This is a genomic window from Streptomyces sp. WMMB 322 (assembly GCF_900090145.1).
Lineage (GTDB): Bacteria > Actinomycetota > Actinomycetes > Streptomycetales > Streptomycetaceae > Streptomyces.
The window spans coordinates 58,868-71,650 of sequence record NZ_FMHI01000017.1; the positions used below are offsets into that span (position 1 = coordinate 58,868).

The 12,783-nt window shown below is 70.8% G+C and carries 12 protein-coding genes; 6 read left to right on the forward strand and 6 right to left on the reverse strand.

Features of this window, described 5'->3' with window-relative positions; genetic code table 11:
• Positions 1 to 80 precede the first annotated feature (80 nt).
• Entirely contained in the window at positions 81 to 1,385 is a 1,305-nt protein-coding gene (locus H180DRAFT_RS22915; RefSeq protein ID WP_055488021.1) for an acetyl-CoA C-acetyltransferase, read from the reverse strand.
• 72 nt (positions 1,386 to 1,457) lie between these two features.
• On the opposite strand from H180DRAFT_RS22915, the gene H180DRAFT_RS22920 reads away from it, so the two are divergent.
• Together H180DRAFT_RS22920 and H180DRAFT_RS22925 are read left to right on the forward strand one after the other, a co-directional pair.
• Positions 1,458 to 2,891 carry a 3-oxoacyl-ACP reductase gene (locus tag H180DRAFT_RS22920; protein ID WP_055488022.1) on the forward strand — a complete coding sequence of 478 codons (1,434 nt, stop codon included), beginning with the start codon at positions 1,458 to 1,460 and terminating at the stop codon, positions 2,889 to 2,891.
• A 5-nt stretch (positions 2,892 to 2,896) separates the two neighbouring features.
• A complete protein-coding gene (locus H180DRAFT_RS22925; RefSeq protein ID WP_055488092.1) occupies positions 2,897 to 3,949 on the forward strand; it encodes a MaoC family dehydratase in 1,053 nt (350 codons plus the stop codon).
• Here H180DRAFT_RS22925 and H180DRAFT_RS22930 read toward each other — a convergent pair.
• Entirely contained in the window at positions 3,918 to 4,550 is a 633-nt protein-coding gene (locus H180DRAFT_RS22930) for a TetR/AcrR family transcriptional regulator (protein ID WP_055488023.1), read from the reverse strand. The two genes, H180DRAFT_RS22925 and H180DRAFT_RS22930, sit on opposite strands and share 32 nt — an antisense overlap.
• Positions 4,551 to 4,881: 331 nt before the next feature.
• Here H180DRAFT_RS22930 and H180DRAFT_RS22935 point away from each other — a divergent pair, with 331 nt between their 5' ends.
• Positions 4,882 to 5,517: a TMEM175 family protein gene (locus tag H180DRAFT_RS22935; protein ID WP_074466943.1), complete on the forward strand. Its 636-nt coding sequence runs from the start codon at positions 4,882 to 4,884 to the stop codon at positions 5,515 to 5,517.
• A 103-nt stretch (positions 5,518 to 5,620) separates the two neighbouring features.
• Entirely contained in the window at positions 5,621 to 6,517 is an 897-nt protein-coding gene (locus H180DRAFT_RS22940) for an MIP/aquaporin family protein (protein WP_055488024.1), read from the forward strand.
• A 111-nt stretch (positions 6,518 to 6,628) separates the two neighbouring features.
• Here the strand turns inward: H180DRAFT_RS22940 and H180DRAFT_RS22945 are convergent, their stop codons facing one another.
• Positions 6,629 to 8,125 carry an MFS transporter gene (locus H180DRAFT_RS22945; protein WP_055488025.1) on the reverse strand — a complete coding sequence of 499 codons (1,497 nt, stop codon included), beginning with the start codon at positions 8,123 to 8,125 and terminating at the stop codon, positions 6,629 to 6,631.
• A gap of 633 nt (positions 8,126 to 8,758) precedes the next feature.
• Between H180DRAFT_RS22945 and H180DRAFT_RS22950 the strand changes: the two genes are divergently transcribed.
• Together H180DRAFT_RS22950 and H180DRAFT_RS22955 are read left to right on the forward strand one after the other, a co-directional pair.
• Positions 8,759 to 9,844: a hypothetical protein gene (locus H180DRAFT_RS22950; RefSeq protein WP_139151430.1), complete on the forward strand. Its 1,086-nt coding sequence runs from the start codon at positions 8,759 to 8,761 to the stop codon at positions 9,842 to 9,844.
• Positions 9,845 to 9,854: 10 nt separating this feature from the next.
• A complete protein-coding gene (locus H180DRAFT_RS22955) occupies positions 9,855 to 10,139 on the forward strand; it encodes a hypothetical protein (protein ID WP_139151431.1) in 285 nt (94 codons plus the stop codon).
• 386 nt (positions 10,140 to 10,525) lie between these two features.
• Here the strand turns inward: H180DRAFT_RS22955 and H180DRAFT_RS22960 are convergent, their stop codons facing one another.
• The 3 genes from H180DRAFT_RS22960 to H180DRAFT_RS22970 all read right to left on the reverse strand — a co-directional run bounded on the left by H180DRAFT_RS22960 (position 10,526) and on the right by H180DRAFT_RS22970 (position 12,581).
• Entirely contained in the window at positions 10,526 to 11,215 is a 690-nt protein-coding gene (locus H180DRAFT_RS22960; protein WP_055488094.1) for a class I SAM-dependent methyltransferase, read from the reverse strand.
• Positions 11,216 to 11,416: 201 nt separating this feature from the next.
• Entirely contained in the window at positions 11,417 to 12,055 is a 639-nt protein-coding gene (locus H180DRAFT_RS22965) for a DUF4142 domain-containing protein (protein WP_055488028.1), read from the reverse strand.
• Positions 12,056 to 12,386: 331 nt separating this feature from the next.
• On the reverse strand, positions 12,387 to 12,581 hold the full coding sequence (locus H180DRAFT_RS22970) for a hypothetical protein (protein ID WP_055488029.1): 195 nt from the start codon (positions 12,579 to 12,581) through the stop codon (positions 12,387 to 12,389).
• Between the last annotated feature and the right edge of the window lie 202 nt (positions 12,582 to 12,783).

Here is a 12,783-nt window from a genome sequence, read left to right on the forward strand (position 1 = left end):
GGCTCCTGTTCGTGCGGTACCTCGTCGATGCGGTTGAACCTGTTGACCGGTGGCGCCGAAGGATTCGGGGGGGCGGACCCTCAGGCCCTCTCCAGTACGGCGGTCACCCCCTGGCCGCCCGCCGCGCAGACGGAGATCAGTCCCCGTGCCCCCGCCTCGGCGCCGTCGCGTTCCGCGAGGAGCTTGGCGAGGGTGGCGACGATGCGGGCGCCGGTGGCGGCAAAGGGGTGTCCGGTGGCCAGCGAGGAGCCGGCGACATTGAGGCGTTCGCGGTCCAGGGGCGCGAGCCCGCGCTTCTCCCAGGCGGCGAGGGTCGCAAGCACCTGCGACGCGAACGCCTCGTGGATCTCGAAGAGTTCGAAGTCCTCGATGCCGAGTCCGGCGCGCTCCAGCATGCGGGGCACGGCGTACGCGGGCGCCATCAGCAGCCCGTCCTCGCCGGGCCCGCCGTCCTCGTCGTAGAAGCTGACGGCTCCCGTCTCGTAGGCGGTCAGGTACGCCAGCGGCGCGAGCCCGTGCCTCTCGGCCCACTCCTCACTGGCGAGCAGCACCGTCGCGGCGCCGTCGGTGAGCGGTGTGGAGTTGCCGGGCGTCATCGTCGCGTCCGGTTCGGAGGTGCCGAAGACCGGCTTCAGCTCGCCGAGTTTGTGCACGGAGGTGCCGGGACGCAGGTTCTGGTCCCGTGCCAGTCCCTTGAAGGGGACGACGAGGTCGTGCAGGAAGCCGCTGTCGTAGGCGGTGGCGAGGTTGCGGTGGCTGGCGGCGGCGAGCGCGTCCTGGTCGTGCCGCGAGATGCCCCAGTCGCGTGCGGTGCGGGCTGCGTGCTCCCCCATGGACAGGCCGGTGCGCGGCTCGGCGTTGCGCGGGATCTCCGGTACGAGGTGACGCGGGCGCACGCGGGCGAGTTCCCTCGCCCGCTCCTTGACCGACTTGGCCCTGCGCGTCGCGAGGAGGATGCGCCGCAGCTCGTCGTTGACGCCGAGCGGGGCGTCGGAGGCGGTGTCCGCGCCGCCGGCGATGCCTGCGTCGGTCTGGCCGAGGGCGATCTTGTTGGCCACGGCGATGACCGCCTGCAGGCCGGTGCCGCACGCCTGCTGGATGTCGTAGGCGGGCGTGCGCGGGTCCAGCCGGGAGCCGAGGACGGTCTCCCGGGCGAGGTTGAAGTCACGGCTGTGTTTGAGCACCGCGCCGGCCACGAACTCCCCGACCCGGCGTTCGCCGGTCAGCCCGAACCGCTCGATCAGCCCGTCGAGCGCGGCCGAGAGCATTTCCTGGTTCGAGCAGGTCGCGTACGGTCCGTCCGAACGCGCGAAGGGGATGCGGCTGCCGCCGATGACTGCGACGCGGCGTGGGGTGCCGGCATGTATGAGGCCGCTGGAACTCATCCTCGACCAAACTCCTGACCTGTAAGTAACCTTACTCGGAAGTAAATCTACGCGAGCTGGAGGATTCGGGGAATGGCTGACCGGTATCTGCATTGGACCAACACAACGCCCGGCCGCCTCCTCACCCGCCGTCTCGGCCTCCCCCGCCCGGTACCGCTGCACCGCTGGTCGGCGGAGCGGCCGCTGCTCGGCGACGGCTCCTCCCCCGTGCTGCACCTGACGCCCGTGCCGCCCCGCGGCAGCGGGAACGACGCAGGCACGCACACGGACGCAGACGCGCACACGAAGGAACTCGCGGCGGCGCTCGCCGGCACCGGTCTCCCCGTCCGTACGGAAACCGGGGGCGCGGAACCGGGCGAACGCCATGCCGCCGTCGTCGTCGACGCTACGGGCATACGCGGCGTCCCGGAACTGCGACGGGTGCACGAATGCCTCCACCCGGTCCTGCGGTCCCTCCTCCCGTGCGGCCGCATCGTGGTCCTCGCCGCGCGCCCCGACGACGGCGACCACCACCAGGCCGCGGCGCAGCAGGCACTGGAGGGCTTCGTACGCTCACTGGCGAAGGAGACCGGCGGCGGACGCACGGCGCAGCTGGTCCGGCTCGCAGCGTCGGCCACGGCGGCCGACGCCGAGTCGACGCTGCGCTTCCTGCTCTCGCCCAAGTCGGCCTACGTCAGCGGCCAGGTCGTCGAGATCGGCGGGCACGCGTCCGGGGCGGCCGGGGCGGCCGGGGCGGCCGGGGCAGAGACCGCGCCGGCGGACTGGAACCGCCCCCTCGAAGGGCGCACGGCCCTTGTCACCGGCTCCGCACGCGGCATCGGGGAGTCCGTCGCGGCGACGCTGGCACGCGACGGCGCGCACGTCGTCTGCCTCGACGTCCCCCAGGCGGAGGCCGACTTGAACCGAGTCGCCGAGGCCCTGGGCGGCACGGCCCTGCCGCTCGACATCACCGCCGGCGATGCGGGCGCCCGCATCGCCGAGGCCCTGCCGGGCGGCGGTCTGGACGTGCTCGTGCACAACGCGGGCATCACCCGCGACCGCAGGCTCGTCAACATGAAGGCCGAGCGGTGGGATCAGGTGATGGAGGTCAACCTGGCCTCAGTGCTGCGCACCACCGACCATCTGCTGGCGGCGGGCGCGCTGCGCAGCGGGACGGGACGGGTCGTCGCCACCGCTTCGATCGCCGGCATCGCGGGCAACGTCGGCCAGACCAACTACGCGGCGAGCAAGGCCGGAATCATCGGTCTCGTGCGCTCCCTCGCGCCGCGCGCCGCGGCGGAGCACGGCGTCACCGTCAACGCCGTGGCACCCGGATTCATCGAGACGAAGATGACGGCCGCCGTGCCCTTCTTCATCCGGGAGGCCGGCCGGCGCATGAACTCCCACTCCCAGGGCGGCCTTCCCGTCGACGTCGCCGAGACCACCGCATGGCTGGCGTGCCCATCGTCCTACGCAGTCAACGGCCAGGTAGTCCGGGTCTGCGGCCAGAGCCTGCTGGGGGCGTGAGCACCATGACAGTCCGCCGTCTCACCGCCCCGCCCCGGCTGCCCCTCGTCCTCGCCCGGGGAGCCCTCGCCTCGCGTTCGAAGCGCGGCCCGTACGAACAGGCACGGCTGCCCGGCGAGCGGCTGGTGCTGCCGGACGCGCGCATCGACGCCGGGAGACTGCGCGCGTACGCCCGCGTCTGCGGGTTCGACGGCGGCACCGGGCCGGGGGCGCAGCGTCCGGACGAAGGGCCCGGCACGGTTTCCGGCGGGCCGCCCGGCGGACCGCAAGGTGGGGGGCCCGCCGGGGGATCCGGCACACCGGCCGCCTCCCCGGTGCCGCCCACCTACCCGCACATCCTCAGCTTCCCCCTCGCGATGCAGCTGATGGCGCGGCCCGACTTCCCCTTCCCGATGCTCGGCCTCGTCCACACCGGCATCGAACTCACCCAGCACCGCGCGCTGCGCCCGGAGGACCGCCCCGAGATCTCCGTGTACGCCGAGGGCCCGGCACCGCACCGCCGCGGCAGCACCTTCGACGTGGTGACGGAGGCACGGCTGGGCGGCCGGCTGGTGTGGCATTCACGCAGCACCTACCTGTGCCGGCACCGCACCGCCGACACCTCCGGCGAGGGGCCGGGCAGCCGGGGCGGCACGCGCCGGGACGACGAGGCGGAAGCGGCGGCCGCGCCGCTGCCCCTGCGCGAGCAGTGGGACCTGCCCTCCGGCCTCGGACGCCGCTACGGACGCGCGTCCGGCGACCGCAACCCGATCCACCTGCACCCGCTCACCGCGAAGCTCTTCGGCTTCCCCCGGCACATCGCGCACGGCATGTGGACCTTCGCCCGGTCACTCGCCGCGACGGGCGCCGCCGCGGGCGGTGAACAGCTCACCGCCCGCGCGGAGTTCAAGGCGCCGGTGCCGCTCCCCTCGGCCGTCACCCACCACGCGGACGAGCCGACGGCCTCGGCGGGCGGCTACCGCGCTCCCGTACGCGTACACCGCTTCGAACTGCGCAGCGGCGATGGGGAACGGCAGCGGCTGCACCTCACCGGTGAGGTGACCAGCGAACGCCCTTGATCATCTGCTCCAGGCCCGTCCAGCAGAAGTTCATCAGTGTGGCCGCGGTCTCCTTCGGTGAAGGGACCGCTTCCGTACGGGCGTTGGCCCACACCGCCAGCGATTCGGCCGCGCCGACCATGGCGTGCGCGAGCCCGGAGACCTCCCGCTCGGCGAACTTCTCGTCGCAGCCGGCGTCGACGGCTGCACGGGCCAGCAGCAGCGTCACCAGCTCGGTGATCTCCGCCCGCATCGCGGCGACTTCACGGGCGAACGGCTCGCCCTGGGTGTCGGCCCGGTGCAGCACCGACCAGCCGTCGGGCCGCGCCGCGGTGTGCGCGAAGAAGGCGCACAGCCCGTTCCACAGCTGCTGTTCGGCACGTGCGCCGGGGACCTCGTCCCGGCCCGTGACGCCCCGCACGGCCTCGACGAGAGCAGCCCGCTCCCTGCGTATGCACGCCGTGAACAGGTCTTCCTTCGACTTCAGATACAGATAGACCAGCGGTTTGGACACTCCCGCCTGCTCGGCGATGTCGTCCATCGACGCCGCCTGATAGCCGTGCCGCGCGAAACCCGCGACAGCCGCGTCGAGCATCTGCCGCTCGCGCACCTCCCGCGGCATCCGCCGCCGTCCCCCGGTTCTCGTGCTGTTGGTCCCCACCTGTACGCCCCTCCGCGCCGTTCCCCCGTCTCCCCACGGAATTCCCGGATGTCAGAGTACGCGGACCCTGCGTCGACTCACGTGGCGAGCGCCCGACTGCCCCGCTTCACAAGCGGGGCCGGCACCTCCACCGCCCGGCCCGCCACCGCACCGGCCCGCCACCGCCCGGCCCGCCACCGCACCGGCCCTCCGTCGCGTGCCCCGCAGGCGGCAGCGCAGCACTCGTGTGCGATTCGCCGGGCACTGGCGCGGGACGGAACCCCGCATACGGACACGCCCTAACATCCCCGGCGTGGATCACGAAGCGGCCCCCGGCCGGGAACGCGGAGGACTGGAACGCCTGGAGAACCTCTCGGACAACGTCTTCTCCATCGCCATGACGCTGCTGGTGCTCGACATCACCGTGCGGCGCGGGCTCAGCACCGAAGACTTCCGCGAGGCCCTGCGCCTGACGCTGCCCCACATCGCCGCGTACGCGCTGAGCTTCGCGGTCATCGCCGAGTTCTGGCTCGACCACCGCCGCATCCTGGCGGCCTTCCCGGTGGTGGACTCGAAGATCACCGGGATGACCCTGCTCGGGCTCGGACTGACCGCGCTGGTCCCCTTCCCCACCGCTCTGCTCGCCGAGTACAGCAGCCAGCCGCAGGCCGTCGCCGTCTACGGCATGAACGTCGCCACGCTGAACGCCGTCCATCTGTCGCTGCTGCTCAGCTCGCACCGGCGCCTCGGAGGCACGACCGACGCCGCCGAGGTCCGGCGCCGCCGTCTCGACTCCATCGACCTGGCCAGCACCGTCCTCGTCTTCGGTGTCACGGTTCCCCTCGCCTTCGCCTCCCCCTCGGCGGCCAAGTGGGTCTGGCTCGCCCTCATTCCGGCCAAAGTCCTGATCGGACGCATGCAGGAGCGCGCACGTAGGCCATCGGGTTGAGATACACGGTGACGCGCGCTCAGCCCCGCCTCGTCGCATGCCCCCCTGCTTACGGTTTCGAAAAGGGGCAGGCAGGGCCGTTCCGAACGACCAAGGAGAGCCGATGGCTGAGCAAGACGCGAGGATCAGTCGACGCCGCGGTTACAGGACCGGGCTGGGAGGCGAACTCCTCGCCGAGTTCCTCGGCACCTTCGTCCTCCTTCTGATCGGCTGCGGATCGGTCGCCGTCGCCGTCGTCGGCCTCTCCGGTTCGGGCCGGCAGGCCGGGGACTTCGGCCCCGCGAACTGGCTCATCATCTCCTGGGGATGGGGTCTGGGCGTCGTCTTCGGTGTGTACGTCGCGGGAGGCATCAGCGGCGCCCACATCAATCCGGCCGTGACGCTCGGCTTCGCGGCGCGCGGCCACTTCCCCTGGAAGAAGGTCCTCCCCTACTGGGGGGCACAGATCGTCGGCGCGTTCATCGGCGCCGCGATGGTGTACGCCACGTACCACTGGGCGATCGACGCGTTCAACGCCAAGGAAGGCATCGGACGGGAGAAGTCGCTGCCGACCTTCTCCATCTTCGCGACGTTCCCCGCCGAATACTTCGGTGATTCGTGGTGGGGCCCCCTCCTCGACCAGATCGTCGGCACCGGTTTCCTGCTGCTGCTCGTCTGCGCACTCATCGACATGCGCAACACGGCCCCGATGTCGAACATGGGCCCGTTCCTCATCGGTCTCGTCGTCGTCGCGATCGGCCTGACCTACGGGACGAACGCCGGCTACGCGATCAACCCCGCGCGCGACTTCGGCCCCCGCCTGTTCGCCTTCTTCGAGGGATGGGGTTCCATCGCCTTCCCGGGCAGCTTCGACTGGTTCAGCAGTTATTGGTGGATCCCCATCATCGGACCGCTCATCGGCGGCGTCATCGGGGCGTTGGTCTACGAGCACCTGATCAGCAGGGTCATCGTCGCCCGCGGCGAGATGCACCCCGCAGGAGAGGCCGGCGAGGCAGAGTAGCGAGTCGCATCCCCTCCGCGACCACCGGGAGAACGACGAAGACCTCCGCAACCGGAAGCCCCGCACGGCTCCGGCAGCGGGGGTCTTCGTCGTCTCCGGCGCCCGGCCGGATCAGGACGCCGAGGGCTCCCGCGCGGAGAGCGGCGCGGCGATGTCCTCGAGGGAACGCCGCTCCGCCGGTACCGCCAGGAACGCCGCGACCACACCGGCGAGGCACATCAGTCCCGCGCCGATCTGGAAGGCGAGGGTCGTGTCGCCGAGGACGCCGTTCTCCGTGAGCTCGGCGAAGATCAGCGGACCGGTGATGCCTCCGACCGCCGTGCCGAGCGCGTAGAAGAACGCGATGGCCATCGCCCGGGTCTCCATGGGGAAGATCTCACTGACCGTGAGGTAGGCCGAACTGGCGCCCGCGGACGCGAAGAACAGCACGACGCTCCAGCAGACGGTCAGTGTCGTCGCCGACAGGTGACCACCGGAGAAGAGGGCCGCGGTGCCGAACAGCAGCACTCCGGAACCGATATAGGTGCCGGAGATCATTATTCGGCGCCCCACCGTGTCGAAGAGCGGACCGAGAAGAATCGGGCCGAGGAGATTGCCGATCGCGATGGCCACGAAGTAGTAACCCGTGGAACCGGGCGGCACATCGTAGAAGGCCGCCAGAATGGCGCCGAATCCGAAAGTCACGGCGTTGTACAGAAACGCCTGGCCGACGAAGAGGGAAAGCCCCAGAAATGCGCGGGAACGGTACTTGGAGAAGACCGTCCGCGCGATCAGTCCGAAGCCGACGGCCTCGCGCTGGTTGATGACCATCTCCCCGGCGGGCTCGGGCAGGCTGCCCTCGCCGTACTGGGCGATGCAGCGCGCCTCGGCGTCCTGCACGATGGCTTCGGCCTCGTCGCCGCGGCCGTGGATGAACAACCACCGTGGACTCTCCGGTACGTTTCTGCGCACCAGCAGGATGACCAGGCCGAGGACGACGCCGAACGCGAAGGTCAGGCGCCAGCCGACGTCCTTCGCGAAGATGCTCGTGTCGAGCATGGGGATCGAGAGCATCGCACCGGCCGCGGCTCCGAGCCAGAAGCTGCCGTTGATCGCGAGGTCGACGCGGCCGCGGTAGTACGAGGGAATGAGCTCGTCGATCGCGGAGTTGATGGCCGCGTACTCGCCCCCGATACCGAATCCCGTGATGAAACGGCACAGGAAGAACCACCAGCTGTCGAACGACAGCGCCGTCAGGGCCGTCGCCGCCAGATAGACGGCGAGCGTGATCAGGAAGAGCTTCTTGCGTCCGAAACGGTCGGTCAGCCACCCGAAGTACAGCGCGCCGAGACACGCCCCCGCCACGTACAGGGCGGCCCCCAGTCCCGTGACCTGCGCCGAGGTGATGTCGAGTCCGCTTCCGGACTCGGACAGCCGCCCCGCGATGTTGCCGACGAGGGTGACCTCCATCCCGTCGAGGATCCAGACCGTCCCGAGGCCGATCACGATCATCCAGTGCCAGCGCGACCAGGGCAGCCTGTCCAGGCGCGCCGGTACTGCGGTTCTTACGGTGACGGCGCCCGTGCCTGTGCCCGATGAAAGCGCGCTGCTTCCACCTTCAACTGCCATTGCATACTCCGTCTGAATTGTTCGCTGTCTTCAAGTCGTGCCCACTCGTCCCCTGGTGTCGGAAGACGAGCTCAACGGGCCTTCCTGGCCGCACAGTTAACACCCTCGATCACCCGTGGAAGTGCCGTATCGAAACACCGGCCCGTACGGTTTCCGGCCGAGTGGCGGGCAATGGACCGCACTTCACCCATGGCCGAACATCCCGGACGGCGAATTACTTCAAGAACCCTTCGAAATAAGATTGAAACCATTCGGCGGAGAGACAGTGAAATGTCATATGCCCCGCCCTCGCCGCCGGTTCTGCGGACATGAACAGGCGCGCTGAACGCGGGGCTCCGGGCCGCCGGCGGAAGAGACCCTCCACGGGCCTGTCCGCCCTGCGCGCACCGCATGCGCACGGAACACTCGCGTCGAACCCGTGTACCTCTGCGCCGACACGCACGGCGGTGGCCCTGAGCCGTCGTGCCCCGCGGCGGCGGCCCTGAGCCGTCGTGCGCACGGCACGCACAGAGCACATACGACGGCCCATTGGCCGTGTTGCACAAGAAACCCCGGCCCGGGCCGACCCAGTAGTAGGTTCTCCGCTCCAATCCCCCCACGGGCTCCGTGCCCGCGCGAGCGAAGAGGTTCCACGTGAAGCGTGTTACCAGCCGCGCCATGATCACCGTGGCCTGCATATCCGGCCTGCTGATCGCGGGCACCGCGATGCCCCACGCGTTCGGCACCACGACGAAACCGGCAAGCGAAGCCGCCGGGCCGGACGGCCCCTCCGCGGACGACGGCCGAAGACGCGGCGCCGAACTCTCCGTCAAGCGGGGCCGCTCCGAATCCGCGAGGATCAGCCGCCCCTCGGACAGAATCGGGCCCAACACCCTGAAGGACACCGACGTCAAGCTCACCTCCTACGACGCCGAAGCCGGCCGGGCCGTTCTCGGCCGGAGTGACCGGGCCGGAGGGGACGACGGCATCGACGTCCGCAAAGGCGATGTGATCGCCAGCCCGCCCACCGAGGCGGCTCCCGAGGGCGCGCTGGTCAAGGTCGAGGACGTGACGTCCGAGGACGGCGGGAAGGCCGGGATCACCACCTCCCGGGCCGCCCTCACGGAGGTCTTCGGCGGTGCGAAGGCCGACGGGAAGATCCCGGTCTCCCCCTCCGAGTGGAAGGTCGACCCGCTGGTCGAGGAACTCGACGTGGCCCGGGGCGCGGCGGGAGCCGGACGCGAGGCAAACGGCAAGAACCTGCACCTCGACTTCGGCACCGGACTGCCCGGCGGCGACGAGGCGGGGCAGGAACAACCGACCGAAGTGGACGGCTACCTCGACATCGCGCCGAAGGTGGACTTCTCCTACGACGGGCACGGCTCGGCCGACCCCCGCGACGCGACCGCCTCCCTCAAAGTCGCAGGAGCGTACAAAGGCCGGCTGGCACGTCAAGGGCACCGTCGCCGAATCCGGTTCCGCACGCCGCATCCCCCTCGCCGAGGTCACCGCACATCCCGTGATCATGGTCGGCCCTGTGCCGGTCGTCGTCTCCGTGAAGCTGACGCTGGTGCTGAAGGCGCAGGCGAACGGCCGGATACAGGTGGACGTCCAGAAGGACGTGAGCGGAACGGTGCAGGTCGGCACGGAGTACTCCAAGGCGACGGGCTGGGAGTCGGACGCGGACGCCGACGGCACGACGCTTCCGGGCGGCAGGGCGGAAGTCTCCGGGCAGGGTGAACTGCGCACGATGCTCGGCCCCGAAGCGAACGTCGGCCTGTACGACACGGTGGGCGTGACCGCGTTCTTCGGCCCGTACCTGCGGGCGACCGCCCAGTACTCGGAACAGCTCCCCGGGACCACCGTTCAGGGAAGCGGCGAGTGGCAGCTGCACGGGGGCCTGACCCTGGAGAGCTCCCTCTACGTGCAACTGCCGTTCGTGATCATCGGCAACCGTCCGTCGAAGCAGATCAACTTTCCGCCCGTGACCCGCGAGTGGTTCATCACCAAGGGCCGGCTCCCGGCCGGCACCTGATCACCGGCAGCCCGCAGAGGCGCCGGCCGGCCGACGGGCTGCGCACGCGACGTGTACGGCGCTCGCAACGAGGGCGGCCACCCTGGCTCACGGTTCCGAACCAGGGTGGCCTCGCGTTCCGCACGCCCGGGCGTACGAACGGCGTGACGGGCTTATTGCCGACGAGTGATCATCCATGCCCCCCGGCGGGCGCAAAAGTACGGCTGAGGCTCCTAGGCCCTGTCTGACAAATAGCGTCGTACGTCCGTCAGGACGTGGGTTGCGGTGTCTGGTGCGTGCGGTCGCAAGGCGGAGGAGGAGAGCGCAGCGGGCTGCGCCGACGATCGACAACGCAGCGAACGTGCGTGCCAGGCATCGCAGCCCAGACGGGATTTGTCAGACAGGGCCTAGGAATCCGAGGACCGACCCCGGTCCGGGCGCCGGGCAAGGACCAGGCGGCAGCGAGGGCTGCCGTCCGGCAGGCGGCCGAGAGTCTCCAGGGCGAGGGTCGTGACCGTGAAGCCGGCGTCCGTCAGATCGCGACGCACTTCGGGGAGGCGGAACCTCCGGTAGTACATGACGAATCGGGGGCGCCAGAGCGCGTTGCGCACCCGCATCGCGGTGTCGAATCCCCACAGCGCCCAGTACTGGCCCGACCCCACACGCGGCGGCGCCGCGACGGGGAAGGCGAACAGGCCGCCGGGGCGCAGCGCGGCGTGGACCTGCGCGAACAGCGCGGGCCGCTCATGCGGGTAGAAGTGGCCGAACGCCCCGAAACTGACCACCAGGCCGAAGGCGTCGCGGGCCGGCAGCGCGCGTGCGTCGGCGCGCACCCACTCCGCACCGGGCACCGTCCGGCGGGCCTCGTCGAGCATGCCCTCGCTGAAGTCGACACCGGTGACGGGACCGGTGCACACCCGCCGCAGCACCCGGTCCACGCCCAGCCCGGTGCCGCAGCAGAGGTCGAGCCCCGCCTCGAACGGGCCGAGCGGACGCAGCGCGCGAGCGGTGGCGTCCAGCACCTCGTCCGGGGTCCGGAACGGCGTGCTGCGGAACTTCGGCGCGAGCAGGTCGTAGCCGCGCTGCGTGGAGGACATCGCCTGCCGGGCCAGCTCGAGGAGGCCCGGTCCCTCCGGGGAGATGAACAGCGTCACACCCTCACGCTAGCCCGAGGCGTGGCCGGGGGCTCCCGTCCGTCCACGGGCGCTCCGGGGAAGACATGGTGAGCAGATCTCCGGCGACCGCGTCGACGGGCCGGGGCCGTGGGCCGGGGCCGGGCGGCGCACCGGTGCCACCGTTCATTTCACCTGCGCCAGGGCGTCGTAATCCACCAGCCCGGTCTCCTCCTCCACGGCGATGTGGTCGAGGACGATGGTGTTGGTCCTGGTCGCCAGGGAGCGCACCATCGAGTTGCGGGTCTGGTCGCGTACCAGGCTCAGCAGGTTCAAGGTCGTGCCGTCCTGCTTGCGCATGCGGTTGACGAGGACGCGGTCGAACTCCTTGCCCCTGGCCTTCTCGATGTCCTCCAGGTACTTCTGCTGGGCCGCCGCCGACCGGTTCGGCAGCGTCACGCGCAGCGTGCGGGCCACCTGGATGACCCGCTTGTCCAACTCGGCGTCCCCGTCGACGACATGGTCCCCCACGAGACGTACCGACCGCTCCGCGCTGCGCTCCCGTGCGGCGCGGCCGGCAGGCAGTTCCCACAGACCCGCGGCCCGCACGTTGCGCATGAAGTCGCGGTCGAGCGAGGTGAGCGGCCCGTACTGGGTCCGCCAGGTCCCCTTGCCGTCGTCGTGCCAGCCGGATCTGGCAAGCGCGGCCGAGCGGTTGCCGTCGAAGAAGTGGACGGGCACCAGCAGCGAGAGCAGCGTCACGACCAGACCGAGAATGACCAGCGCAGTCCCGGCTGCCCGCCCCGACGGCTCGGTGGAACGCATCTGTCTCCCTCTCCACACGGTCTTCGAAACGCGCGAACGACAACGGACGTTAACGGTGCGCGTGAGGCCGCGCCCGGGGCTTCATACCGATCCGACAAAGCCCTCCCGGGTGCATCGTCCGGCCCGTCGGGGCGCCGCTCCCCAACCTGCGCGGCGGCGGGGTGAGTTGGCGGCCCGTGCACGCTCGCGGACCACCTCCGCACCGTGGCCGGCTGCGGCTTCCCGCGCGGAAAGCGTCCAGGCCGGGCTGCGGAACCGCAGCCCGGCACGCCCCGGGCCCCGGACCCCGGGCCTCGGGCCGGCGCTGCGGGCCTCGGACCCCGGGGGAGGTTCACTCCGTAGCGCGCACGGCCTCCGCGATCTCCTCGTCCGCCAGGGCGATGGCCGCGTCGGCCCGCCGGTACCAGACCTCACGGCGGGCAGGGGCAAGAGTCGCCCAGGGGTGACGCTCGGCGGAGAAACCGAGCGTCGCGTACAGCGCCATCGCATACCGCTCCCGGCGGTCGGGACTGCCGTCGGAGGTCACTTGGTTTCTCCTCGGTGCTGGTGGGTCGTACGAGGTCGGTCCCTCGGTCCCTCGTACGTCGGTCTCGGAACGCGGCGACTCCCGGCCCGCCACGTCCGCCGCCGCACATCAACTATGTATGTTGGCCGTACGGTTGACCGACTGAGGAACCGCTTTCAGTTCACCGACTGCCGGCACCGGCCCCATGGAGCGCCCCACAGGC

Bases quoted from the DNA above. Each gene is read 5' to 3' on its own strand.
- H180DRAFT_RS22955 (WP_139151431.1), top strand. From the start codon at position 9,855: ATGCTCGGCCCCGAAGCGAACGTCGGCCTGTACGACACGGTGGGCGTG.
- H180DRAFT_RS22930 (WP_055488023.1), bottom strand. From the start codon at position 4,550: ATGCCGCGGGAGGTGCGCGAGCGGCAGATGCTCGACGCGGCTGTCGCG.
- H180DRAFT_RS22920 (WP_055488022.1), top strand. From the start codon at position 1,458: ATGGCTGACCGGTATCTGCATTGGACCAACACAACGCCCGGCCGCCTC.
- H180DRAFT_RS22965 (WP_055488028.1), bottom strand. From the start codon at position 12,055: ATGCGTTCCACCGAGCCGTCGGGGCGGGCAGCCGGGACTGCGCTGGTC.
- H180DRAFT_RS22925 (WP_055488092.1), top strand. From the start codon at position 2,897: ATGACAGTCCGCCGTCTCACCGCCCCGCCCCGGCTGCCCCTCGTCCTC.
- H180DRAFT_RS22915 (WP_055488021.1), bottom strand. From the start codon at position 1,385: ATGAGTTCCAGCGGCCTCATACATGCCGGCACCCCACGCCGCGTCGCA.
- H180DRAFT_RS22940 (WP_055488024.1), top strand. From the start codon at position 5,621: ATGGCTGAGCAAGACGCGAGGATCAGTCGACGCCGCGGTTACAGGACC.
- H180DRAFT_RS22945 (WP_055488025.1), bottom strand. From the start codon at position 8,125: ATGGCAGTTGAAGGTGGAAGCAGCGCGCTTTCATCGGGCACAGGCACG.
- H180DRAFT_RS22960 (WP_055488094.1), bottom strand. From the start codon at position 11,215: ATGTCCTCCACGCAGCGCGGCTACGACCTGCTCGCGCCGAAGTTCCGC.